Source organism: Acuticoccus yangtzensis, assembly GCF_001927245.1.
GTDB classification, from domain to species: domain Bacteria; phylum Pseudomonadota; class Alphaproteobacteria; order Rhizobiales; family Amorphaceae; genus Acuticoccus; species Acuticoccus yangtzensis.
Genome location: NZ_MJUX01000007.1, coordinates 222,464 through 247,752 on the forward strand (window position 1 = coordinate 222,464; position 25,289 = coordinate 247,752).

Annotated in this window: 18 protein-coding genes; 11 read left to right on the forward strand and 7 right to left on the reverse strand. The window is 68.0% G+C overall.

Annotated elements, in window-relative coordinates; all coding sequences use genetic code 11:
* Positions 1-206: 206 nt before the first annotated feature.
* Positions 207-1,505: a RuBisCO large subunit C-terminal-like domain-containing protein gene (locus BIX52_RS16925; RefSeq protein WP_075222268.1), complete on the forward strand. Its 1,299-nt coding sequence runs from the start codon at positions 207-209 to the stop codon at positions 1,503-1,505.
* Positions 1,506-1,583: 78 nt separating this feature from the next.
* Here BIX52_RS16925 and BIX52_RS16930 read toward each other — a convergent pair whose 3' ends face one another.
* Positions 1,584-2,219: a helix-turn-helix domain-containing protein gene (locus BIX52_RS16930; protein WP_083660401.1), complete on the reverse strand. Its 636-nt coding sequence runs from the start codon at positions 2,217-2,219 to the stop codon at positions 1,584-1,586.
* Between the two features lie 381 nt (positions 2,220-2,600).
* Here BIX52_RS16930 and BIX52_RS16935 point away from each other — a divergent pair, with 381 nt between their 5' ends.
* Positions 2,601-3,437, forward strand: a complete 837-nt coding sequence (locus tag BIX52_RS16935) for a 3-oxoadipate:acetyl-CoA acetyltransferase (protein WP_075222269.1) — start codon at positions 2,601-2,603, stop codon at positions 3,435-3,437.
* A 296-nt stretch (positions 3,438-3,733) separates the two neighbouring features.
* Here BIX52_RS16935 and bcsN read toward each other — a convergent pair whose 3' ends face one another.
* Positions 3,734-4,669: a cellulose biosynthesis protein BcsN gene (gene bcsN / locus BIX52_RS16940; RefSeq protein WP_157956268.1), complete on the reverse strand. Its 936-nt coding sequence runs from the start codon at positions 4,667-4,669 to the stop codon at positions 3,734-3,736.
* A gap of 582 nt (positions 4,670-5,251) precedes the next feature.
* On the opposite strand from bcsN, the gene bcsA reads away from it, so the two are divergent.
* The 3 genes from bcsA to BIX52_RS16955 all read left to right on the forward strand — a co-directional run bounded on the left by bcsA (position 5,252) and on the right by BIX52_RS16955 (position 13,446).
* Positions 5,252-7,567 (forward strand): UDP-forming cellulose synthase catalytic subunit, encoded by a 2,316-nt coding sequence (gene bcsA / locus BIX52_RS16945; RefSeq protein WP_075222271.1) that lies wholly within the window; start codon positions 5,252-5,254, stop codon positions 7,565-7,567.
* A gap of 8 nt (positions 7,568-7,575) precedes the next feature.
* Entirely contained in the window at positions 7,576-10,290 is a 2,715-nt protein-coding gene (locus tag BIX52_RS16950; RefSeq protein ID WP_075222272.1) for a cellulose biosynthesis cyclic di-GMP-binding regulatory protein BcsB, read from the forward strand.
* 246 nt (positions 10,291-10,536) lie between these two features.
* Entirely contained in the window at positions 10,537-13,446 is a 2,910-nt protein-coding gene (locus BIX52_RS16955) for a hypothetical protein (RefSeq protein ID WP_075222273.1), read from the forward strand.
* 66 nt (positions 13,447-13,512) lie between these two features.
* Here BIX52_RS16955 and BIX52_RS16960 read toward each other — a convergent pair whose 3' ends face one another.
* Positions 13,513-14,364, reverse strand: coding sequence for a PhzF family phenazine biosynthesis protein (locus tag BIX52_RS16960; RefSeq protein ID WP_075222274.1), 852 nt, complete (start codon positions 14,362-14,364; stop codon positions 13,513-13,515).
* 91 nt (positions 14,365-14,455) lie between these two features.
* On the opposite strand from BIX52_RS16960, the gene BIX52_RS16965 reads away from it, so the two are divergent.
* The gene (locus BIX52_RS16965; RefSeq protein ID WP_075222275.1) at positions 14,456-15,259 is read left to right on the forward strand and encodes a lytic murein transglycosylase; all 804 of its coding nucleotides are present in this window, start codon (positions 14,456-14,458) and stop codon (positions 15,257-15,259) included.
* Between the two features lie 29 nt (positions 15,260-15,288).
* On the opposite strand, the gene uvrC is transcribed toward BIX52_RS16965, so the two are convergent.
* Positions 15,289-17,319: an excinuclease ABC subunit UvrC gene (gene uvrC, locus BIX52_RS16970; RefSeq protein ID WP_075222351.1), complete on the reverse strand. Its 2,031-nt coding sequence runs from the start codon at positions 17,317-17,319 to the stop codon at positions 15,289-15,291.
* Positions 17,320-17,489: 170 nt separating this feature from the next.
* Positions 17,490-17,981, reverse strand: a complete 492-nt coding sequence (locus tag BIX52_RS16975; protein ID WP_075222276.1) for a YbaK/EbsC family protein — start codon at positions 17,979-17,981, stop codon at positions 17,490-17,492.
* A 122-nt stretch (positions 17,982-18,103) separates the two neighbouring features.
* Here BIX52_RS16975 and BIX52_RS16980 point away from each other — a divergent pair, with 122 nt between their 5' ends.
* The 3 genes from BIX52_RS16980 (at position 18,104) to BIX52_RS16985 (ending at position 19,746) form a co-directional block, all read left to right on the forward strand.
* On the forward strand, positions 18,104-18,883 hold the full coding sequence (locus tag BIX52_RS16980; RefSeq protein WP_075222277.1) for an SDR family NAD(P)-dependent oxidoreductase: 780 nt from the start codon (positions 18,104-18,106) through the stop codon (positions 18,881-18,883).
* 102 nt (positions 18,884-18,985) lie between these two features.
* Entirely contained in the window at positions 18,986-19,213 is a 228-nt protein-coding gene (locus BIX52_RS22955) for a hypothetical protein (RefSeq protein ID WP_139312796.1), read from the forward strand.
* 302 nt (positions 19,214-19,515) lie between these two features.
* On the forward strand, positions 19,516-19,746 hold the full coding sequence (locus BIX52_RS16985) for a hypothetical protein (protein WP_075222278.1): 231 nt from the start codon (positions 19,516-19,518) through the stop codon (positions 19,744-19,746).
* A gap of 70 nt (positions 19,747-19,816) precedes the next feature.
* Here BIX52_RS16985 and BIX52_RS16990 read toward each other — a convergent pair whose 3' ends face one another.
* Positions 19,817-20,080 (reverse strand): BolA family protein, encoded by a 264-nt coding sequence (locus BIX52_RS16990; RefSeq protein WP_075222279.1) that lies wholly within the window; start codon positions 20,078-20,080, stop codon positions 19,817-19,819.
* A gap of 422 nt (positions 20,081-20,502) precedes the next feature.
* Here BIX52_RS16990 and BIX52_RS16995 point away from each other — a divergent pair, with 422 nt between their 5' ends.
* Positions 20,503-22,218: a D-alanyl-D-alanine carboxypeptidase family protein gene (locus BIX52_RS16995; protein ID WP_170126429.1), complete on the forward strand. Its 1,716-nt coding sequence runs from the start codon at positions 20,503-20,505 to the stop codon at positions 22,216-22,218.
* A gap of 90 nt (positions 22,219-22,308) precedes the next feature.
* Entirely contained in the window at positions 22,309-22,788 is a 480-nt protein-coding gene (locus BIX52_RS17000) for a YraN family protein (protein ID WP_083660409.1), read from the forward strand.
* Positions 22,789-23,494: 706 nt separating this feature from the next.
* On the opposite strand, the gene BIX52_RS17005 is transcribed toward BIX52_RS17000, so the two are convergent.
* A complete protein-coding gene (locus tag BIX52_RS17005; protein ID WP_075222281.1) occupies positions 23,495-25,138 on the reverse strand; it encodes a long-chain fatty acid--CoA ligase in 1,644 nt (547 codons plus the stop codon).
* Between the last annotated feature and the right edge of the window lie 151 nt (positions 25,139-25,289).

The window sequence follows — 25,289 nt, forward strand, 5'->3', positions numbered from 1 at the left end:
CCGCCCCGGCGCGTCCTCCGCCGCCGGCGCCGGGCGGCCTCAATCGCAGCCTGCGCCACCTCACCCCTCGACGGCGCGGCCATTTTCGGCGATGGACCACACGGGCCGCTCGCGATCATGCTCCGGCCGGCCGTACGCCCCAACCGGCGGCGCGGCCTCACGAGGACGAGCCGGCGGACCACACCGGGCGCCGGCAGGGACGGGTGATGACGCCGCGCATCGAAGCAGACTACCTCATCGAGACCGCCTTTCCGCTGGCGGAGGCGGCCGCCGCGGTGGCGCGCGAGCAATCCCTCGGCGCCTACACCGGGGCGACCGGCCCGAACCCGCCGCGCACCGGCGCCCTCGGCAGCCTCACCGCGCAAGAGGCCCGCTGCGCCCGCGTGATGGCCCGGATCGAGGCGCTCGACGATCTCGGCCCCGTCGCTGCTCCTGCGCTTCCCGGCAGCCACAACCGCGCCGGCGCGCACCGCCGCGCCTCCCTCACGCTCTCCTGGCCGGTCGAGTCGGTCGGAACCACCCTGCCCGCGGTGATGACCACCGTCGCCGGGAACCTCTTCGAGCGGCCGGAGTGCTCCGGCCTGAAGCTCACCGCCATCCGCCTGCCGCGCCGTTTCGCCTCCACCGCGCCGGGTCCCGCCTTCGGCATCACCGGTACGCGGCGGCTGATGGGCGTGGAGGGGCGGCCGCTCTTGGGGGCGATCATCAAGCCTTCGGTCGGCTATACGCCGGAGGAGACGGCGGAGGTGGCGGGTCTCCTCTGCGCGGCGGGGGTGGACTTCATCAAGGATGACGCGCTGCAGACCGACAGCCGCATCTGCCCGTTCGAGGAGCGTGTCCGCGCCGTGTTGGAGCGGGTCGACGAGCACGCCCAGCGCACCGGCCACCGTGTCATGGTCGCCTTCAACCTCACCGGCGCGGTGGACGAGATGCGCGCCCGCCACGATACCGTGCTCGAACACGGCGGCACGTGCGTGATGGTCAGCCTCGGCGCCGTCGGGCTGACGGGGCTCGAGGCGCTGCGGCGGCACAGCCAGTTGCCGATCCACGGTGACCGGGCCGGGTGGGGCGCGGTCGACCGTCATCCGCTGCTGGGAATCGCGTTCCCGGCCATGCAGACCATCTGGCGGCTGGCGGGGTGCGATCATCTGACGCTGAACGGGTTCGCCAACTCGCTCACCGAGCCGGACACCAGCGTCGTGCGCTCCGCCCGTGCGCTGACCCTGCCGCTGTGGCCGGACCTGCCGATGACGGCGATGCCCGTCCTCTCGTCGGGGCAGACGGCGCTGACGGTGCCGGCGACCTGGGCCTCGCTGCAGAGCCCGGAGCTGATCTTCGCGGCCGGCGGCGGAATCATGACGCATCCGGATGGGCCGGGCGCCGGGGTGACGGCATTGCGCGAGGCGTTCGAGGCGGTGATGGCGGGGACGCCGCTCGCCGTCTATGCCAGCAAACGCCCTGCTCTCGCCGCGGCGCTGGCCGCCGCCGGTGCCGCTCGCGCCTGACGTCGAGGCGCACCGAGCCACGACGCGACGGGACAGCGCGCAATCGGCAGGGCACCACATAGGGCGCCCGGCCTCCGCTCAGCTCCGCGGTGCCATGATCGGCGCGGCGCTCTCCTGGCCGGACCAGACGCACAGGATGCGGGCGGACCGCTCCGTCGCCGATACGAAGCGGTGAGCGCGGCGGCTGTCGAGATAGAGGCTTTCACCGGACTGCAGAATGATGGGCTCGGCATGTTCGAGCTCCACCCGCACGGTGCCCTTCAGCACCAGGACGAACTGTTCACCGCTCCCGGCCGCTGCGGCCTCCACCCGGTGCTCGCCCTGCGGCTTCAACGTGGCGAAGCTCGGCACCATGCGTTTCTCGGCCATCTGGCTGAAGAGGACTTCGTAAAGCGTGTTCGAGACGAGGTGATACTCGAAGTCGCCGCGGCGGCTGACAGCGTGTTCGCCCTCCCGCAACTTGGATGCAGTGGTATCGATGAGCTCGGCCACGTCGACATCGAGCCCGCGGGCGAGTTTGCGGAAACACTCATAGGTCGGCGTCATACGATTCCGCTCGATCTTCGAGATGGTGGAGATCGCAAGGCCCGCCCTATCGGCAACCCGCTGAATCGTAAGCCCTTTCGCCTTTCGCACGGCTTTTGCCCGCGCCGCCAGAGACGGGCTTGCCATGCCGGATCCGGCTGAATCTTTATCGAGAATCACATCCACCATCCAACTTAGAATAGTGATTCCTCGCCAGCGTGACAATTACTTCCCCCCGTTATCTTAGGTGAAATTCAAGTCACGTTAGCTTCATTTATACAGTGCAGGATTGCGGTTGATCGCTCGGCGGCCGTTCGCGGCGGTCTCAGGTCTGCCTCGCCGTGGTCTTCGCGGCGTCCTCCGCGCCTCTCGACTTGCCTGCGCCGCCTTGAACCTTGGCGATGCGATCGCCAGTCGGCGAATCAACGCGCGCCCTCATCCGACGTCCATCGTCCGATGCCTGACGTCCGGCGGTGGACGTCGCCGATCGGCGATGGCGCGCCCCCTTCCGCGCCGGCGCTGCGGCGCTGTAAGAGCATGATCCACAGAAAAGCTTGCGAGGACCGCGCCATGGGCCAACCCGTCATCATCTGCGTCGCCATCACCGGCAGCCTCCCGCGCAAGGCGGACAATCCGAACGTGCCGATCTCCGTCAGCGAGCAGATCGAGAGCACGCACGAGGCGTTCGAGGCGGGAGCCACCATCGTCCACGCCCACGTGCGCAACGACGACGAGACGCCGACGTCCGATCCGGAGCGCTTCGCCCGCCTGAAGGAGGGGCTGGAGCGTCATTGTCCCGGCATGATCATCCAGTTCTCCACCGGCGGGCGCTCCGGCGCGGGCAAGACGCGCGGGGGCATGCTGCCGCTGCGCCCCGACATGGCCTCGCTCTCGGTGGGGTCGAACAATTTCCCGACCCGCGTCTACGAGAACCCGCCCGACCTCGTCGAATGGCTGGCGGCCGAGATGGTGACCTACGGCATCAAGCCCGAGGTCGAGGCCTTCGACCTCAGCCACATCTTCAAGGCCAAGGAGATGCACGACAAGGGCGAGATCCCCGCGACCCCCTATGTGCAGTTCGTCATGGGCGTGAAGAACGCGATGCCGGTCGACCGCGCCGTGTTCGACTTCTACGTCGCCACGGTGAAGCGCTTCTTCGGCGAGGATGCGCCCTGGTGCGCGGCGGGGATCGGCGCCAACCAGATCGTCCTCAACGAATGGGCGATTTCGAGCGGCGGTCATGCCCGCACCGGCATGGAGGACAACATCCGCCTGGACCGGTCCACCCTCGCCCCGTCCAACGCGGCGCTGGTGAAGAAGGCGGTTGAACTCGCCGGGAAATATGAGCGGCCTGTGGCCTCATGGCAGGAAGCGCGGGCACTTCTGGGACTGCGCACCGCGGCATGAACATCCGCTGCGCCGAGGGGTTTCGCGCGGAACGTCTCCCGACCCGGCTGGTTCTGGTGCCATCCTGAGGTCGGGCCGAAAGCTCCATCGAGGCGGTTCGTCGCCTCGCCTGGCTGCCTCTGACCGGGAAAGGCCCCGGCCGTCCCGTTGAGGACGCCGGGGCAAGTTGAGGCAGTTGGATGCCGGCCGCAGCAGTTGATCAGACGCCGCGGCCGTCGGTGGTGCGGCCCACATACAAAGGGCCGGTGTTGCCGCCCTCCCCCGGCACCAGACGCCGGGATCGGGCGGCGAACCTCTTAGTTCGGGCGGATCACCCGAACGCCGCCCGGAGCGGGTGCGGCAAGGCCGCTGCGGCTTCCGGCGGACGGGATGCGCACCGCGCCCGGCTGAACGGAAAGGCCGGTGGTCGGCAGGTTGGACCCCTCGATGCGCGGCTCGGACAGGTCCGTATTCTCAGGCCGCGGGATCACCGCCGCGCCCTCGATCGGCTGGTTGCGGATGATCGGCGGCTGCGGCGGTGCGGCAGCGACGGTCACCGTGGCCCGGCGGGCGGGTGCGGGGGCGGTGATGGTCTGGCGCGGACGCGGGCCGAAGGAAGTCGGCGCGATCACCGTCGGGTCCACGACCTGCTCGGGCAGAACCGTGGCGCCGGCGACGCCGATCCGCGGGTCGAGCTCCGGAGGATCGCCATAGGGGTTCCACGACTTCGACAGGAAGTAGCCGTTGATCGTCAGACCGTAGGCGAGCAGCAGGATCGTGCGCGTGTCGGTCGTGGCGTCACAGACGCGCATGCGCCAGGTGATCGCCCCGCGCTGGCCGGTGAAGATCCCCTCCTTCGCGGCGATGCGCTGCCACGCATAGACGCAGTTCGCGCCCGACCGCGAGCGGCCGGTGGCGTAGGAGAAGGGGCCGTAGCGGTTCTGCGCATAAAGGCCCGAGACTTCCATGGCGACACCCGGGAACTGGGTGCGCAGTTCGCGGTGGATATCATAGAGGTCGATGTGGTCGGACGGCAGCGATTCGCGGCCCGCCTCGTAGCCCATCGGCCCGTAGGCTCTGACGACGATGACGTTCTGGCCCGTCACGCCGGAATTGTTGGCGAGGATGATGTCCTGCGCCAGTCCATTTTCGTATCGGTTTTCGAGCACGGCGATGACTTCAGGCCCGCCCGGCGGCGGGGTGATGAAGGCTTCGCTGACGTCGATCTGCCGGTTCAGCGTTGCGCTGCGCACAACGCCGCCGTGGGGAGCATAAGAGCATCCGCCGACAACCGCGGCCGCCAGGACTGCGATTGCCTGATGCATCTTTCGCGGAAACACGAACATTGCATCCAGCCTCATTGTTCTTGCACCCGGCGCGGACAGAACGCGGCCGCGACCGGGCGACCGATTCGGCTTGAATCGGCTTCTGATGAGAGGCTGCAGAAAACTCGTTGAGCAGGCGTTAACCTTGATGCGGGTTAACGTTAATTCGCACCGGAGGTACTGTTCGGCGCGTCGCGGTTAACCACGTTAACCCTTCACACCGAATTGTTAGTATGGGTTAGGGGTGGTGTTATGGTATACGCGCTACCGTTTGCGGCAGAATGTTGGGCGAAGTGGAGCGCTCGCCTAGGCAAAAGGCGCGTCTCGCTGGTAAAATGCAACCGTCGGGATATACGCTAAAATGCGTCGGACCGGCGCTTTCTGCGCAGGAAGTGAGACGATCACGACAATGAGCGGACCTGTTATACCGAATCGTCTCCCACGCAGGGATCACGCGCTGACGGGTTACGGGCAATTGCGGTGCCGTCTGGCGCTCGAGGAGATCGGACGATGAGATTTCTCACATTCTTGTTATGGTTGGCGATGGTGGCGCTCATCGTCTTCCTCGCCACTCAGCCGGTCAGCCTCACGACCCACTTCGTCACGGCGATGATCATCATCATCATCATCGCCATCCTCAAGATGTTCGATCGGCGCGGGGCCCTGCGCGCCGTTGTGCTGGCGCTCGGCACGTCGATCGTGCTGCGCTACGTCTATTGGCGCACCACGTCGACCATTCCGCCGGTCGACGAGCTGGCCAACTTCATCCCCGGCTTCATCCTCTACCTCGCCGAGATGTACTCGGTGTTCATGCTCTTCTTGTCGCTGTTCGCCATCGCCGACCCGCTCAACCGGCCGCGGCGCACGCTGGCCCGTGATTCGGTCCGCCCGACCGTCGACGTCTTTATCCCCAGCTATAACGAGGACAAGGAACTGCTCGCCATCACCGTCTCGGCGGCGAAGCAGATGGATTATCCGGAAGACCGCTTCAACGTTTACTTGCTCGACGATGGCGGAACGGACCAGCGCCTCGAATCCAACGACCCGCAGGTGGCGATGGCCGCGGCCGAGCGCCGGCGCGAGCTGCAGCAGCTCTGCCGTGACCTCGGCGTCAACTACCTCACCCGCGCGCGCAACGTGAACGCCAAGGCGGGTAACCTGAACAATGGTCTCGCCCACTCCACCTCGGAGTTCGTGGCGGTTCTGGACGCCGACCACGCCCCCGCGCGCGACTTCCTGAACGAGACGCTCGGTTACTTCGCCGTGGACCCGCGGCTCTTCCTGGTGCAGACGCCGCACTTCTTCATCAACCCGGACCCGCTCGAGCACAACCTGGAAACCTGGACCCGCATGCCGTCCGAGAACGAAATGTTCTACGGCGTGATCCAGAAGGGTCTCGACAAGTGGAACGGCTCGTTCTTCTGCGGCTCGGCCGCCGTTCTGCGGCGCGAGGCGCTGGAAGAATCCGGCGGCTTCTCGGGCCTGTCAATCACCGAAGATGCGGAGACCGCGCTCGGCCTCCACGCCCGCGGCTGGAACTCGGCCTACGTCGACCGGCCGATGATCGCCGGTCTGCAGCCTGAAACCTTCGCCAACTTCATCGGCCAGCGGTCGCGCTGGTGCCAGGGCATGCTGCAGATCCTGCTGCTCAACAACCCGATGCTGAAGCGCGGCCTGTCGATCCCGCAGCGGCTCTGCTACCTGTCCTCGATTCTGTACTGGCTGTTCCCGTTTGCGCGGCTGACCTTCCTGTTCTCGCCGCTCTTCTACCTCTTCTTCGGCCTGTCGATCTTCGATGCGTCCGGCGCTGAGTTCGCGGCCTATACGACCACGTATATTCTCGTGAACATCCTGCTCCAGAACTACAATTGGAGCCGGGTGCGCTGGCCGTTCATCTCGGAGCTCTACGAGACGATCCAATCGATCTACCTCGGACGCGCGCTCTTGGCGGTGCTCGTCAACCCCACGGCGCCGTCGTTCAAGGTGACCACCAAGGGTGAAACCACCCGCTTCAGCCGAATTTCGGAACTGGGCGGCCCGTTCTACGTGATTTTCTTCATCCTCCTCGCGGGCATCGTGGCGATGGTCTGGCGGATCGTGGTGACGCCATCGGAAGCGGGCGTCGCGCTCGTCGTCGGCGGTTGGAACCTCTTCAACATGCTCCTCATCGGCGGCGCCTTGGGCGTGGTGGCCGAACGGCGCCAGCTGCGCTCGTCCACCCGCATCGCCATCGAGCGGCCGGCCGAGATCATCTACGGCGACCGCGTCATCCCCGCCCGCATCGACGACGTGTCGGTCAACGGCGCGCGTATTCTGGTGCCGGCCAACGCGATGCGCTCCATCCGCGCGGGCGAACGCATCATCATGCGCTTCCAGCCGATGGCGCCGCTCGCCACCAACGAGCTGCCGCTCACCGTCCGCTCCGTCGTGCGTGACGAAGGCGGCATCGCGCTGGGCTCGGAGTTCGCCGTGGACGACGTGCGCCAGTACAAGATGGTGGCCGATCTCGTCTTCGCGAACTCCGACGAATGGAGCCGATTCCAGGCGACGCGCCGTAAGAATATCGGCGTGGTGCGCGGGGTGATCGAGTTCATCCAGCTCGCCATCTTCCAGACGGTGCGCGGGCTGTCCTACCTCATGCGCAGCGCCCCGACGAACAAGAAGGCCGCGCAGAGCGACAATGCGGCCGCCGAGAGCAACGCGCCTTCGGCCCCGCCGACCTTCGCCGGAGCCGACCCCAACGCGGTCGTCACCGGCGCGGGATCGACCGCGGCATTGTCCGGCGTGCCGATCGGCCGGTCGGCCAACCACACCCCCGATCGTTGAGGCCTCCGATGCGCATCCAGCGACTTCTCACCGCAACGGCCCTCGTCCTCGTGTGGGGCGTGACCGCCGCGACCGCGCAGTCGAACTTCAGCATCGGCGGCGGTCAGGCCTCCGAGGTTCCCGCCGCCACCTCCCCGTCGCAGCAGCAGAGCATCGCCGCCGGAGCCGCACGCGGGCTCGGTCCGGAAAACCCGGCCACGGGCGCGGCGCGAACCGGCGTCTCCCCGGCCAGGACGCAGCCCCGCCCGTTCGACGTCAACAACGACGGCAGGACGCCCAGCGCCGAGCTTCCGGACGATTCGCCCACCCTCTCGGTGCAGCCGTCGACCACGATTTCCCCGCTCGCCCCCGGACAGCGCGCCTCGACCATGCCCGTCGACGCGATCAGCCAGGAGCAGCGTGACAACCTCGTCGCCATGCTGCACGAGCAGACCGCCCAGGTGCGCGAGCTTCGTGTGATGCTCGACGAGGGGACCGACTACGGCGCCGCCCTGGTCGACCGGCCGATCATCCCCGAGCGCACGCTGCGCCTGGAAGGCGAGCTCGATTCGCGCTCCTGGAACGTCTACCTGACGGCGGCCGAGGCGGCGCGTGGCGGAACCCTGTCGATCGCCTTCAACAACTCGGTGCTGGTGCTGCCGGAAAGCTCGCGCCTGCGCCTGACCCTCAACGGTCAGCAGATCATGGAAACGGCGATCGATTCGCCGGACCGCACCAAAGTCATCACGCTGCCCGTCTCCTCCAGCCTGCTGCGGCCGGGCGAGAACACCTTCCGCATCGAATCGGAGATGCGCCACCGCATCGACTGCTCGGTCAACGCGACCTACGAGCTGTGGACCCGCATCGACACGCGCCTGACCGGCTTCTCGGCCCAGGGGCTCGAGACCCCGGTGTCGGGCCTGCCGGACATCCCGGCGATCGGCGTCGGCACCAACGGCGCCACGCGGCTTCGCGTCATCATGGACCAGCCGTCCAACCCGACGCAGATCGACCGCATGTTGAAGGTCGTGCAGGCGGTTGCCATCCGCGGCCGCTTCCGCCAGCCGCTGGTGGAGATCGTCGCCCCCGGCACCGACCTCGAGCCGGTCGTCGGCACGCTCAACATCGCCATGGGACCGGCGGCGACCATCAACCGCGTCATCTCCGATGCGCCGTCCGCGGCCAATATCGGCCCCACCGTGGAGCTGGTGAACGACGAAATCGGGCCGACGATCGTCATCTCCGGCCCCACGGCCCGCGACGTCGACAGCGCGCTTCGCGAGTTCACCACACTGGAAGACGCCGGCCCGATGGGCTCCACCAACGGACCGCTGATCGACGGCCGCACGTCGATCACCCTGTCCCAGCTCGGCTTCGATACGATCGACTTCAGCGGGCGCCGCTTCCGCGCCGGCTTCAACGTCACGCTTCCGCCCGACTTCTACGCTGCCGCCTACGGTGAGGCGCAGATGCTCCTGGACGCGGCCTATTCGGAATCGATCGACCCGAACAGCCAGATGGTGATCTACGTCAACGGCGTGTCGTCGACGTCGGTCAACTTCGTGCAGGCCGACCGGAGGCGCTTCGAGCAATATCCGATCCAGCTCGGCATGCAGTCCTTCAAGCCGGGCGTGAACCGGATCGAGCTCGTCGCCGAACTGCGATCGGTGGACGATACGGCCTGCCTCCCCGGCGCCACCGCCCAGTCGGACGACCGCTTCGCCATCTTGTCCTCCACGCGCCTCAACTTCCCGGACTTCGCGCGGATCGGCCAGCTTCCCAACCTCGCCTCCTTCACGGCGGACGGCTTCCCCTATGCGCTGCGCGGCGACCCCGTGCGCGTGATGATCGGCGGCACCGCGCTCGACACGGTGGGCGCGGCGGGCACGCTGCTCAGCCGCATCGCCATCGGCCACGGCACGCCGCTCAACACCAACGTGGTCGATCAGGTGGAGCCGGCGCGGGACCAGGGCCTCATCGTCGTCGCGCCGATGCAGGACGTTCCGAGCCAGGTGCTGCAGGCGACCGGAACCGACAACGTGATCCCGTCGAGCTGGGACTCGCCGCTGGCCGGTGGTGCGAGCGGGGTCGAGGCGCAGGGGCTGGAGCAATATGACGAGGTGCTGCGCCGTCTGCGCCGTCAGCTTCGCCAGGAGGACGCCCAGCTCAACCGTGCCGCAACCAACCTCGGCGACACGGACACCACCAGCACCCAGCGCGGCGGAAGCTGGTTCGACACGGGCGAGCAGGAAAGCACCGGCGGCATCAGCGATATCCTCCGCCCGCTGCGCAATGCCTTCAATCTCAACTTCGACTTCGACCTCAACATCTTCGGCAACGGGACCGACGAGCTGACCCCCGGCTCGATCCCCGACAGCGCCTCGTTGTTGATGGTCCAGAGCGTCGCCCCGGACAACAACTCGGCGGCCTGGACCGTGGTGACGGCGCCCAATGCCGGCCTCCTCTCCACCTCCATCGCCGCCGTGACGATCCCGGAGGCGTGGGACCAGATCAGCGGGCGCGCCGCCGCCTTCACGCTGGAGACCAACGCGGTAGACACCGTGCGGGCGAACAAGGTGAGCTACATCGCGACCCTCCCGCCCTCCTTCACCAACATGCGCTTGATCGCCGCCAACTGGTTCTCGATCAACAACGGCGTCTATGCCATCGCCCTCGTCATCGCCGCCGTGCTCCTCGGCTTCGTCACCTGGCTCCTGGTTCGGCCGATGGGTCGAATGAACTGAGCGACGAACGAGCCGTGGGCCGCCTCTTCGGCGGCGGCTCGATCCCATGATCCTCGCCCCGCTCCGGCGGTGCGGGGTCCTTCGACGGAAGCCACCCGCAAGAGTGGCAAAAGCAACAAAGGCCTGGTCCGCTCACACCAATCATTAACCGTATTCGTTCAGGGTTACGCCGAAGAGTAGACCCAGGCTTCGGTCAGAATGAGCCTGGCTGGCAGTTGGGTGGCGGCTGAAGCTTCGCGAGGGTGTATGGTTAAGGACAAGACCAAGTACCAGGACATCGAGCCGCCCTTCGCGCTCCGTCCGACACAGACTATCCCGGTGAAGACGGCGTCAGACAGACTGTTGTCCGCATTCCGCCGTAAAAGTCCCACGGCCTCCTGGGCCACGGCGCCGGCGTTCAAGCCGGTCGCACTCGGAACCGCTGCGGCCATCGCCTTCAGCTTCGTCTTCGACATCGGCCCGTGGGACGCGCTGACCGGGCGAATCAACGGGTCCGCCGACGCGCAAGAAGCACCGCAGACCTCGGCGAACGCCTTCGCCGAGCCGTCGGAAGCCGACCGCGCGGCGCTCCGCTACTTCGCCCGCGAAGGCGCGACCGAGCGGCTTGAGGCCGAATTGCGCCGTCTGCGCGTGCTCTATCCGGGCTGGACGCCGCCGCGCGACCTTCTCGACCCCGACGGCGAAGACGTCGAGCTGCAGCGCATCTACGACCTCGTGGGCGACCAGAATTTCGAGGAGGCGCGGCGGCTGATCGCCGATCGCCAGCGCCGCGACCCGACCTTCCAGACGCCGCCCCGCCTGCAGGCGCTGCTCGAACTCGCCGAAGCGCGCGCCACCCTCAGGACGGCGTCGGACGCACGCAACTTCGCGCAAGTGCTGCAGATCGCCGAGGCCAACGAGCAGATCCTCACCTGCGAAGACCCCGATTCGATCTGGCGTGTCGCCGAAGCCTTCGCCGAGACCGGCCGGCCGCAACGCGCGTTCGACGCCTACGTCTATGTGATCGAGACCTGCGACGAGCAGGGCATTCGCGCCGCGTCCTTGCAGAAGGCGTCCGAGGAGCTGGACCCGAGCTACGTCACGCAACTCTTCAGCTATGTAACGCAGAGCGAGGACGGCCAGCTCACGGCGATGGGCGAGGCCCAGCTCGACATCATCCGCGGCCTGATCGCCCAGGCGGGTCAGGAAAATGCGCAAGGCATGCTGGTCCCGCAGGATTGGATCACCATCCTCGCCAACTTCGCGCGCACCGGGGAAAACCTCGATGACGCGATGCTGATCGGGTACTACCTCTACCGCCAGGGCGCCCCGGCGGACGCGGCCCAGTGGTTCCGCTTCGCGCTCGACAACGGGCTCGGCTCGGACGCGGCGGAGGGCTACATCATCGCCCTGCGCGCGACCGGCGACCGCGAGGACTCCTTCCTCGCCCGCGAGGTGGCCTACCAGTGGCGCGAGCAGACGCCCGAGCTGATGGAAGCCTATCTCGACGCGGTGGCGACGATCCTCACCGCGGACGAATATGGCGAAACCTCCATCGAGGACGTCGAGCAGACCGCCGTCGACCGCTTCGCGCCGATCGTGATCGAGCAGCGCGACGCCAACGGCGCGCAGGCGCTCGGCTGGTACGCCTTCAACACCTGCCAGTTCATCATCGCCGAAGAGTGGTTCATCTCCTCGGCGAACTGGGTGCCGACCGAAGCGGCGATGTTCGGCCTCGCTCTGTCGCGTCTGCGGCTCGGCGACATGGCCGGCTTCCAGGAAGTCGTCGACGAGTGGGGCCCGCTCTACCCGGCGGTGCAGAACCTTGCGACCGGCCTCGGCCCGGACCAGCCGGAAGACCCGGTCTCCGGCGCGCTCGACGATCCGAGCGACGAGGTCGGCGTCGACAGCCTCATCTGCGATCCCGAGGAGCGCCGCCGCCTGCGTGCGCTCATCGTCGAACAGCAGGAGCGCACCCAGGGCGGTGACCGGCTGAGCTTCACCCAGGCCGGTTCGCTGACCGCCGCGCAGGTCCGCCCCATGACCTCGCGTCCCGAGGGCGCCGTGCGTCCGGCGATCCCCCGCCGCTCGGTGGTGATCGATCCCACACGCCGCTCGCCCGAAAGCATCCTGCGCAGGGTCCAGCTCGAACTTCCTCTGCCGACGCCCGGGCAGCAGCAGATCGAGCCGGTGCCCGTGCAGCCCTCCCCGTCCACCGTTGCGCCGCCGCTGACGGCAGCGCCGCCGGCCGGGGTCCGGCCGCAGCCGATCACGCCGGCTCCGGTGACCCAGGCGCCCGGCCTCGGCGCCCCGGTGACCGCGACGCCGGGCGCCGGCCAGCCGGTGCGGATCACCCGCTCGCCCACCGCTCCGGCCCAGGCGGTCTCACCGCGCACGGCGACTCCGGCGCGCATCCGCACCGCGAGCCCGTCCACCGCGACCCTCTACGGCGATACAGTGGAGCGCCGCGTGCGCGCCGGTCTGCCGACCGCGACGGATGATCAGGTGATGCAGATCATCAACGCCCCCGTGCGCACCAGAACCGTCGGCGGCGGGGGTGGCGGCGGCGGTGGCACAGCCGCCCAGCGGGCGCTGACAGCACGCAATTATTCGCGCTGCATCGCCATCACCGATGCCGGCATCCGCGACGGCCGCCTGTCGGCCGAGGACGCCTCGGCGCGCGGTTTCTGCCTGTTGCAGCTCAACCGTCCGGTGGAGGCGGCGCAGGCCTTCCAGCTCGCCAAGCTGCGCACCCGCGTCGGCACCAGCGAGAAGGCGGACGCGGTCTACGGGTCGACCCTCGCCTACATCGCCGCCAACCTCACCAAAGAGGCGGCCATCGCGGCGACCCAGTCGCCCCTGTCGCGCCCGCGCCGCACGGAGCTGCAGACGCAGATCCTGACCCAGCGCGCGCTCGCCGCCAACCGCGACGGCCGCTATATCGAGGCGCTCTACTTCCTCGACCAGCGCAACAAGATCGCGCCGCTGCAGAAGGACCTGATGCTGCTGCAGGGCTTCGCCTACCGTGACGCCGGCAACTACCGCGCCGCCCAGCAGATCTTCGAGGCGCTGGACAAGGCCGGGTCCACCAAGGACACCCGCGCCGGGCTCTACGCCAACGCGGTCTCCAACCGCCGGCCGATCGGCGGGGCGATCATCAGAGTGCAGGCCGAATAATCAGCGCCTCGCGTTGCATCCAAAGCCGCCTCGCGGATTCCCGCGGGGCGGCTTTTTCGTGCCCGCTCAGTCGAGAAGCAGCGTGCCCTGGGCAACGATCACCGCCTCGCCGGCGAGGCGCACGCGGGTGAGCGCGCCGCCCGATACCTCGGCCACCAGCTCGATCGCGGACGGGCGCCCCATCTCGATCCCCTGGGCGATGGAGATGACGTGGCGCCCCTCGCCGAGCGGCGCCGACTGCAGCGCAACGGCGGCGAAGGCGACCGCCGCCGCGCCCGTCGCCGGGTCTTCGGCGATGCCGAAATCGGGGGCGATCATCCGCGCCTGGTAGCCGCCGGCGGTGGGCGTCACCGGATAGATGGCGCGCGGCGCATCGCCCAGCGCCGCCTCCCCCGCCGCGTCGTAACGCACGCGCCCCAGCGCCTCGACGCTGGCGAGGGGGATCGCCGTGAAGGCCGGACCGCTCGACATGCGCATCGCCGGCCCGGCGATGTCGGCGGGGGTGAGGCCGAGGAGCCTTGCGAGGTCGGCCGCGGAGACGGCAAGCGGTTCGGCGGTCGGCAGAACCGGCGCGTCGAACTCCGCCCGCCGCACCGTGTCACCGGTCAGCGTCACGTCCACCGGCCCGGCGGGGAGAGACAGCGCGACATGGTCGGTGCCGGAGCGAAGGCCGAGCGCGATGGAGCCGCCCACCGTCGGATGGCCCGCGAACGGCATCTCGTGCGCGGGGGTGAAGATGCGCGCCGGGGTGCGGCCGTCCACCGCCGCGTGCATGAAGATCGTCTCCGACAGGTTGAACTCGCGCGTGATGGCCTGCATCCGCTCGATCGAGAGGCCGTCCGCCTCGTAGACCACGGCGAGCGGGTTGCCGGTCAACGGCGTGTCGGTGAAGACGTCGAGAATGTCGTAGGGTCGCATGGCGCTCCTCATCCGTGCGGGCCCTTTCCGGCCCCGTCAAATCGCCACACATGTACGAAGAGCGTCAGGCCGGGTCACGGAGGTTTCGGACATGTTTCGCATCGCTTGCGCAGTTGTGATGGCCCTGGCGCTGGGAGGGACGGCCACCGCCGCCACCTGCGGCGACGGTCCGGGCGGCTTCAACCGCTGGATGGCCGAGTTCAAGGCCGAGGCGGTGGCGGCCGGCATCCGCCCCGCGACGGTGGAGAGTTCGCTCGCGGGCGTCACCTACTCCAGCCGCATCATCGGCTACGACCGGAACCAGAAGTCGTTCAAGCTATCGTTCGACCAGTTCTGGGCGCGGCGGGTGAACCAGGCGATGATCAACCGCGGCCGCAAATATCTGCGCGACAATGCGGCGATGATGGGCCGGATCGAACAGCGCTACGGCGTGCCGGGGGCGCTGGTGGTGGCGGTTTGGGCGCTGGAGTCGGGCTTCGGGCGCGACAGCGGCAACCTTCCGATCATGCGCTCGCTGGCGACGCTTGCCTACGACTGCCGGCGCTCCGAGTTCTTCACGCGCGAGCTGATAGCGGCGCTGAAGATCGTCGATCGGGGCGACATGCGGGCCGCCGACATGAAGGGCGCCTGGGCGGGCGAGATCGGCCAGACGCAGTTTCTCGCCGAGCGATACCTCAACTACGCCGTGGACTTCGACGGTGACGGACGGCGCGATCTGATGCGCTCTGTGCCGGACGTCCTCGCCTCCACCGCCAACTGGTTCGCCCGCAACGGCTGGCGCACGGGGCAGCCCTGGGGGCCGGGGACGGCGAACTACAACGTCATCGGCGAGTGGAACAGGGCCGAGGTCTACAAGCAGACCATCGCCCGGCTGGCGAGCGAGCTGGCGCAGTAGAGGCCGCCCGCGCCCTCAGCGCCGCCCCCTCAGCGTGACGAGGGGGCGTTTTCGGCGTGGAAGTGGTCGTAGACCTTCTGCGCCACGCTTTCCGAGATGCCGTCGACGGCGACGAGATCGTCGATCCCCGCCTTCGCCACGGCCTTGGCCGTGCCGAAGTGCTTCAGCAGAGCGCGCTTGCGGGCGGCGCCGATGCCGGCGATCTCGTCCAGCGGGTTGGCGGTCAGCGCCTTCTTGCGCTTGGCCCGGTGCGCGCCGATGGCGAAGCGGTGCGCCTCGTCGCGCAGGCGCTGGATGAAGTAGAGCACCGGGTCGCGCGGCGGCAGGCGGAAGGGCTGGTGGCCGCGCTGGTGGAACTCCTCGCGCCCCGCGTCGCGGTCGACGCCCTTGGCGACGCCGACCATCGGCACATCGGTGATGCCGAGCTCGTCCAGCACCGCGAGGGCGGCGGCGAGCTGCCCAGCGCCGCCGTCGATGAGGACGAGGTCGGGCCAAGGGCCGAGCGTGTCCTCGGCGCCCTCGACGTCGCCCGCCTCATCGTCCGGCGGCGCGCCCGTTATGGCGTCGGCAGACGCATCGCGCGGGTTCTCCTTCAAGAGGCGCGAGAAGCGGCGCGTCAACACCTCCTTCATCATGCCGAAGTCGTCGCCGGGGGTGAGGTCCTCGGACTTGATGTTGAACTTGCGGTAGTGCGGCTTGGAGAAGCCCTCCGGACCCGCCACGATCATCCCGCCCACCGCGTTGGTGCCCATGATGTGCGAGTTGTCGTAGACCTCCACGCGCCGGGGCGGCCGCTCCAGCCCGAACGTCTCGGCAAGGCCGGCGAGGAGCTTGTTCTGGCTCGACTTCTCGGCGAGACGCCGGCCCAGCGCCTCGCGCGCATTGGCGAGGGCGTGGTCCACCAGCTCCCGCTTGCCGCCGCGCTGGGGCACGGCAACCTCCACCTTGCGCCCCGCCTTCTCGGCGAAGGCGAGCGCCAGAAGCTCGCGGTCCGGCACCTCGTGCGACAGGAAGACGACGCGCGGAACCGGCTTGTCGTCATAGAACTGCGCCACGAAGGCCTCCAGAACCTCGCCCGCCTCGAGCCCCTCGTCGCGCGGATGGTAGGCGCGGTTGCCCCAGTTCTGGCCGGTGCGGAAGAAGAACACCTGAACGCAGGTCTCCCCGCCCTCCTGGTGGACGGCGAACACGTCCGCCTCCTCCACCCCTTGGGTGTTGATGCCCTGGTGGCTGTCCACATGGCTGAGTGCGGCGAGACGGTCGCGGATGCGCGCGGCCCGCTCGAACTCCAGCGCCTCGGCGGCGGCCTCCATCTCGGCGCCCATGTGCTTGCGGATCGCTTGGCTCTTGCCGGACAGGAAGGCCTTCGCCTCGCCCACCAGCGCGCCGTAATCCTCCACCGCGATCTCCTTGGTGCAGGGGCCGGAGCACCGCTTGATCTGGAACAGCAGGCAGGGCCGCGTGCGCTGCTCGTACACCGCATCGGTGCAGGAGCGGATGAGGAAGGCCTTCTGCAGCGCGTTGATGGTCCGGTCCACCGCCCCCGCCGAGGCGAAGGGGCCGAAATAGTCGCCTTTGCGCGAATGGGCGCCGCGGTGCTTCAGGATCTGCGGCGCCTCGTGGTCGCCGGTCAAAAGGATGTAGGGGAACGACTTGTCGTCCCGCAGCAGCACGTTGTAGCGCGGGCGGAAGCGCTTGATGAGGTTGGCTTCCAGGAGAAGCGCCTCGGTCTCGGTGTTGGTGCGCACGAACTCCATGGCGACGGTGCGGTTCACCATCGACATCAGCCGCGATGACAGGCCCGTCGGCCGCGAATAGCTGACCACGCGCTTCTTCAGGCTGCGCGCCTTGCCGACGTAGAGCACGTCGCCCGCGTCGTCGATCATCCGGTAGACGCCGGGCGCGTTGGGAAGCCGCTTCACCGTCTCGGCGATCAGCTCGAAGCCGGTCTTCTCGATCTGCGTGCGGCGGAATCGGACCTCCTCGGCGCCTCCCCCGGCCCGCCGCTCGGCTCCGGACTGCGGCACCGCGCGCACGCGGGTCGGCACGCCGGCAGGCATGTCCACCTCGACCAGCGCGTCGGTAAAGGCATCCGTCTCCAACTCCTCACCGGGCAGGATGTCCTCGCCGGGCTGGCCGTCCTCTCCCGGATGAGCGTCCTCGCCCGAATAACCGTCCTCGCGGGGCTCGATGTCGGCGAGGATGGTTGCCTCACCGTCGCGGCCCGCCATCAGTGCGGCCCCACGGGGACGACGGTGGCACCCAGCGCATCCCTCAGCGCCGAAGGGTCGACGCTGAAGATGCTGTCCGGCCGGCCGGCGGCGCACCACACCACCGGGAAGACGAGAAGCGCCTCGTCCATCACCACCGGAAGCGGCGTCAGGTGGCCGATCGGGGCGACGCCGCCGATGGCGAATCCGGTCACGTCGCGCACGCGGCGGGCGTCGCAGCGGTCCAGCGGCCGGCCGATGCGGGCGGACACGGCGGCAAGGTCCGCGTTGTGCGCGCCGGAGACGAGGACGAGGATCAGCCCCTCACCGCTGGCGAAGACGAGCGATTTGACGATCTGCGCCACATCGCACCCGGCGGCCGCCGCGGCATCGGCGGCGGTGCGGGTGGAGGCGTCCATCCGCCTGATGTCGATGGCGAGGCCGAGGCGGGCCGCATCGGCCGCCACGCGGTCGATCGAGGCTTTGGGGGGCGATGGGGCGGGTGCGTTCATGGGCCCAATCTGGCGTCTCACCCGGCCGGCTGCAATCCGCGCATGGGCGCCCCGCTGGAACGAACCACCGCGCATCGCTCTTTTTGCACAAACGCAAAATCACTCGCCTCGAAGGACAGAGCATGGATCTGAAGATCAACGGCAAGCGCGCCCTCGTCACCGGCGGCAGCGGCGGACTTGGTGCAGCCGCCGCCGCGGTGCTGGCCGACGCCGGCGCCGAGATATGGCTGACCGACATCGACGAAGAGAAGGTGGCCGAGACCGCCGCGAAGATCGGCGCGAAGAGCGTGGCGGCGGACCTTTCGACCACCGAGGGAGCGCAGGCGCTGTTCCAGGCGACGGGAGAGGTGGACATCCTCGTTCACGCCGCCGGGGTCACCGGCGCCAAGGGCGACCCGCTGGAGATGACCGACGAGGATTGGAACGAGGCGCTTCAGGTCGACTTCATGTCGGCGGTTCGGGTCGCGCGGCTCTACGGCCCGGCGATGCTGAAGGCCGGCTGGGGGCGGATGGTGTTCGTCACGTCCGAGAACGCGGCGCAGCCCTACCCGGACGAGACGGTCTACAATGTCGCCAAGATCGGCGTGGCGAGCTTCGCCAAGTCGATTTCGATGGCGCACGCCGGCAAGGGGCTCCTCGCCAATTGCGTGGCGCCCGCCTTCATCGAAACGCCGATGACGGACGGGATGATGGAGAAGGAGGCGAAGAAGCGCGGTGTCAGCCGCGAGGAGGCCGTGAAGGCCTTCCTGGACGAAGAGCGTCCCTACCTTGCGTTGAAGCGGCGCGGACGCCCGGAGGAGGTCGCGCCTGTCATCGCGCTCCTCGCGTCGGAGCTGGCCAGTTTCGTCGCCGGAGCCAATTGGCGCGTCGACGGCGGGTCCGTGGGAAGTATTGAAATATAAAACCACAGAATGTTAAGCAGGCATTGCAATCTGTGATTGACAGTCGGCGTATTTTTTTGTCTGATATATGTGCGCGCAAAGTTTAACAAGGCAGATTGCATAATGACGGATGACAATGGTGACCGGCACGAAAAATTTCGCGACGCTGCCGTTCGACGCGTGCGAAATGTTGAAACAACGTTGCGTCGTGTTCGCAATTTATCCAACCCCCATTCCTATGCCTACACAGAGGAAGAGGTGGAGCGGATCTTCAGCCATCTGCAAACGGTGCTGGACCGGACACGGGAAAGTTTCATCCGCCCGCTCGACCGCAGCGAGTTCACGCTGTGAGTCGCCGCGCGCGAGCGGGGGCGTGCCGGCATTGAGTGACCGTCTTCCGGGCTGACCGACTTCCGGCCTCACCGTCTTCTGGTGCGCCGATCGCCGCCCCGCCGCGATGAAGGGGCGGCGGTAGCCCGGCCTGAGCGTGACGGTCGCCCTCGCGACCTTACCCGTCGTGGCCCGCATTGCGCGGCGGGTCATTATGGCGCCGAAGCGTGTCTCCGGGCGGTGCGGGGCGCCGAGGTGTGATGGCGATCACAGGGCGCTCGCAGCCGCCGTCTTATCTCCGGCTCATCGCAGGAGAACGAGACATGAAGACCCTCATCGCCGCCATCATCGCCATGGCGCTCAGTTTGATGGCGGTTGTCGCCCAAGTGGCGGCCCACGCCGCCCCGCTCCCTTCACAGCGGACAGCAACGTCGCTCCGCGCTGCAACCGGAGTGCCGATCGACCGCCGCGCCCTCGCGGCGGAGTCGGCGATCGCACTCGGCGCTCATCCGCTCGGGCTGGTTTTCACCGCCAGCGCCGCGGGGGTGAAGTAGGCCCGTCTGGTCCCGACCGGCCGGCGTCGATGCCGCCGGAGCCGGATGGAGCCGACCCGAGGTCTGTCGATCAGGGCGCGTCGGCGTGGATGGCGAGGGCGTGGACCGGCCCGGCCAGCTCGTCGGCGACGGCGCTGTTCACCATCCTGTGACGTTCCAGCCGCGTCTTGCCGCGAAAGGCGTCCGCGACGATGCGCACGCGAAAATGGGTCTCGCCTTCTGGACGGGCGCCCATATGTCCCGCGTGGAGGTGGGACTCGTCGCTGATTTCGAGCGCGGCGGGCTGAAATTGAGACGTCAGCGCCTGACGCAGACGCTGTTGCACTGGGCCCATGGTCACCTTGCCGACCTTTCTTCGTTGGTCTCGGTTGGAGCGGGGCCGGACCGGCCCCTGACTTGGATCGGGGCCGAAGCGGCCCCTGAGTTGGATCGGGCCGGAACGGCCCTGGCTTGGATCAAGGCCGGAGCGGCCCCTGGCGCGGCCGGCCCTTCTGCCGCAGGGCCGCCCCCATTGACATCGGTGCTGTTCAGCCGCGACCACAAGAGGGCTGCCATCCTTTTGCGCCCGTGTCACCTTCGACAGTGTCACATCGTGGTGGTGTCACTGGTCGCGGATGCTTCGATGGCACCCCGTCCGTTTCCTTGCGGGAGCTTTCGATGCTTTTTTCGCGTCTCGCCCCACTGCTGTCCTCCTCGCTGCGGCCGTCCTCTTCGCGGTCGTCCTCGTTGCGGTTCGCTATGTTGCGGCTCTCTTCGTTGCGACGGTCGTTCGGGCGCTTCGGCCCTGCGCTTCTGCTGGCGCTGGCGGCGATCCTCGCGCGACCGGAACCGCTGCGTGCCGAAATCGGCTCCTACCTTCTCTTCGACATGGCTGACGGCCGGATCCTCGCCGCCCACGAGCCGACGGCGCTGTGGTACCCGGCCTCGATCACCAAGTTGATGACCGCCTACGCCACCTTCCAGGCGGTGAAACGGGGCGAGATCAAGTTGACGTCGCCGGTGACCATTTCGCCCCAGGCCAATCAGCAGCCGCCGAGCCGCATGGGATTTCCCGTCGGGACCGTTCTCACGGTGGAGACGGCGCTACGTATATTGATGACCAAGTCGGCCAACGACGTCGCCTTTGCGCTGGCCGAGGCGGTCGGCGGAACGCTCGCCGGGTTCATCGACCGGATGAACGCCGCCGCGGCCGAGATCGGCATGACGGCGAGCTTCTACGACAATCCGCACGGCCTGCCGAACGAGAAGCAGGTGACCACGGCCCGCGACATCGCCCTTCTGATGAAGGGGCTGGCCGAGGATTTTCCCGAGCGCGCCGACTTCTTCTCGATGAATGCGGTGCGGCTCGGCTCGCGCAACATCGTCAACCACAACGCGCTGCTGCGCCAGGTGCCAGGGGCGGACGGGTTCAAGACGGGCTTCATCTGCGCGTCCGGGTTCAACGTGGCGGCGTCCGCGACGCGGAACGGCCGGAGGCTCGGCGCCGTGGTTCTCGGCGGCCTCACGACGCGGGAGCGCAACGAGCGGACGGCCGAGCTTCTGGAGAAGGGATTTGAGGCACTCACCGAAGGCGGCTCGGTTGCGCTCGACGGGTTCGACGAGCCGGACGGGCGGCTCGATCTGCGCCCCGTCTCCGGCACGACGCTCCCCCTCGGGACGGTCGAGGATCTCGGAACGGTGAGTGGTCTCGTCAACCCGGCCGACGCCGAGGCGGTGGATCGCCGGGCGGAGGTGTGCGGCGCCCGTCGGCCGATCACCCGCTACTCCGACGGGACGGTCGGCTCGGTCGCGGAGGTGGAGGCGCAGCGGGCCAAGGTCGCAGCGTACCGCCTGAAGGCGGCGGCACGTGAGAGCCTGCGCGCCGAGGTCCTGTCCGCCCCGCGCCCCGCCCCGGTCGCCTTCGCGGCGCCCGCTGAAGGTTCCGCTGCCGCCCCCCGCCGCCTCGCCGACGCTGCCTTCATTCCCGCCGGCTGGTCCCCTGCGGCCGATGGCAGCCTCCCTCCCCTCCACCCGTCCCGTCCGCTCGCGGCCTCTTCCGACCCGAACGCGGACGCGGCGGCGCCTCCCCCAACGCAAGCCGGGACCGTCTTTGCCGATGCGTCCGGCACGTCGACGCCTCCCGCTGCAACGGCTTCGGCGGGTGCAGCGCCGTCCGGTTCGCCGAACCCCGATCGTCTCGCGCCTGCGGACTGGGTCCCCTCCCCCGCCTTCCCTATCCCGAACCCCCTCGAAGTCGCCGACCTGCGCAGCGCCCCGACGCCGCCTGATGCCGAGATGCCCCTGACCTATCTCAGCGCGACCGTTCAATTGAACCCTTTCCCGATCGCGCTCGGCGGTGCGGACACCGAGCGCCCCGAGCCCCTCTCCGGCACCATCGTCGGCGGAGGAAGAGCCCCGATCCCCCTGCTCCGCCCTCTGCGAGAAGCAACACCCGCGGAGGGTGAGACGGACCGACAAGGGAACACGGGTTAGAGAAATTTGAGCGGTTTGCCGCCGGGGCCTTGTGAATCGGCGCGAGAAATGCAACCATAACGGGAGTTTCAGGCGTCACGGAGCTTCAAGATGTTGGGATGCACGGCTCAACTTGTCGGTTCGCCGCAGATTCACCGCCCCGTTGCCGCCTCTGCGTCCCCCGCGGCTCCTTCGCGGCGCATTCGCACCCATCGCTCACGCACCGCCGCCTATGATTTCGGCGTCGAGGCCGAACGCCATGTCGCGTTCTATCTGAATGCCGGCGGCTACCAGATCCTCGGACGCCGGGTCCGCGTCCGTGGAGGCGAGATCGACATCGTTGCCGTGCGGGACGATACGGTCGCCTTGGTCGAAGTCAAAGCTCGCCGCCAAGGGTGGGACGGCCTTCTGTCCGTCGATATGCGAAAGCAGCGCCGCCTCTCGCGCGCCGCAGACTCCTGGCTCTCCCAGAACGAGCACTTCGCCGGCTTTTCGATCCGGTTCGACGTCGCTCTGGTCTGGCAGAACCGCGAGATCGAGTATCTGGAAAATGCGTTCGACCATATCGAGGCGGACGATTTCGTCTGGTAGCAACGAGGCGGTGTCGATCGGCGAGGCATGTCGGGGAGCGCGCCGTGGGGCGGCGGCGCACCTCATCCACGGATCTCTTCCATCGCCAGACTATCGCATCATCCACCTGCTGTATGGACGATGCACGGTCGCTTGAGGTTGCTTCACCCACGCGCTCCGTTGCCTGGGTGAAGCACCGCCCACGCGGCTCGTAGTCTGCTGCTTACTTCACCTGCAGGTGAATTCGCCTGCAGGACACCTCGCCCGCTGGTCGGCTCGCTCCCGCGCCACGGCGCCATCTCGCGGGACTGGTTGCGTGCGCCTCGCCTGCACGTCGCGGCACCCGCCCACCTCATCGCCGAACGTGGCGGAGGGGGCGAGGCCTGCCGAATGTCACCGCGCGGATTGGTCAAGTGTGACGGATAGGGCGCAACTTTGGCACGGTCTATCGCGGAACCGGATGACCTCCACGTTGTGCACCCAATTGGCTGTGCCGATAATCCGCATTTAGTGCAGCGGCGCGGAAGCGGTGCAGCAGCGGGGGAAGGGGTCCAGCGGCGAGTGAGCGGTTAAGTGGTTAAGCGGCGCAACATCGGTGCGGCGCGTCGCCTTGCAGCGACACAACAGCGGTTCAGCGGCGCGACAGCCGTGCAGCGCCACGGGAGGAATGCAGCGCCGCAACGGTGCAACAACGGGACATCGGCGCGCCGCCGCGCCGCACGCAGCGTCAGCTTGCCCGCGCGGGCACCGCATCGGGCAAGGCGTAGTCCTTGAACTCCTGCCGGAGCGTCAGCTTCGAGACCTTGCCTGTCGCCGTCAGCGGCAGGGTCTCCACGAACACAACATCATCCGGAAGCTGCCACTTGGCGAGGTGCTGCGCCAGAAGCGCGATCAACTCCTCCTTCGCCGGCGGCTCCCCCTGAGGCGTCACGATCAACAAAGGCCGCTCCTCCCACTTCGGATGCGGCACCGCCACAACCGCGCAGTTGGCCACCTTCGGATGCGCCATCACGATGGTCTCGAGGTCCAGCGACGAGATCCACTCGCCGCCCGACTTGATGAGATCCTTCGCCCGGTCCGTGATCGTCAAAATTCCGTCGGCAGAGATGTGCGCAACGTCGCCGGTGCCGAACCAGCCTTCCTCGTCGACCGCCTTCGCCGTCGCCGCGTCGTTCTTGAAATAGCCGGCGACGATCGTGTTGCCGCGAACGTGGAGCTCACCCACGGTCTTGCCGTCGTGGGGCAGGCGCTTGCCCGCCTCGTCGACGATCTTGAACTCCACGTTGAAGACACGCCGCCCCTGGCGCGCCTTCCAGTCGAGCAGCTTGTCCTTCGGCCAGGCCTCCATCCCAGCGATCTGCTGGCCGGTGGTGCCGATCGGGCTCATCTCCGTCATGCCCCACGCATGGCAGACGTCGACGCCCAGGTTCTCGAACTTCTCCACCATCGGCCGCGGCGCCGCCGAGCCGCCGACCACCATGTGGCCGAACCCTTCGGGAGGACGGCCCTGCTTGTCGATCTCGTTGAGGAGGCCCAGCCACACGGTCGGCACGCCCCAAGCGGACCAGACCTTCTCGCGGTCCATCAGCTCGAACAGGCTCGGCCCGTCGAGCTTCGGCCCCGGATAAACCAGCGTGGCGCCCGAGATCGGCGCGGTATAGGGCGTGCCCCAGGCGTTGACGTGGAACAGCGGCACCACAGGCAAGATCTTGCGCCCCGGCGCGAACACGCCCGGCATCGAAAGGGGCACGATCAAGGTGTGAAGCACCGTCGAGCGGTGAGAGTAGAGCGCGCCCTTCGGATCACCCGTGGTGCCGGACGTGTAGCACAGCCCCGCCGCAGTGTTCTCGTCGAACTCCGGCCAGTCGAAGGTCGCCGGCTGCCCGTGCAGAAGCTCCTCATAACACAGCGCATTCAAGCTGTTCTCGGGCATGTGGGCCCGGTCCGTCATGATGACGAAGGTGAGGTTCGCCGGCAGCGCGTCCTTCAGCTTCTCCAGGATCGGCACGAAGGTCAGGTCCACGAAGATGACCCGGTCCTCCGCATGGTTGACGATATAGGTCATCTGCTCGGCCGAGAGGCGCGGATTGATCGTATGACAGATCGAGCCTATGCCGGAGATGGCGTAGTAGAGCTCGAGATGGCGGTAGCCGTTCCAGGCGAGCGTTGCGACGCGCTCACCGAAACCCACCCCCATCGCCTGAAGCGCGTGCGCCAGCTGCGCCACGCGGCCGGCCGTCTCTCTATAGTTTGTTCGGTGAAGATCGCCTTCGGTGCGCACCGAAACGATCTCGCTGTCGGGATAGACCTCGGCGGCGAAGGTCAGAATGTCCGCGATGCGCAGCGGACGGTGCATCATCATACCCTTCATCGGGCTCTCCCGTACTTTCTTGTCTTGTGGCCCCATATCGGAGGGTATCCGCCTCAAACACAAGGATGAAATTAAGCCTGCGGCCCTCCCGGCTCCGGTGTCGGCACGGCGAGAGGCGAACCGCCCCCGGCACCCGCGATCAGGTCCAAGC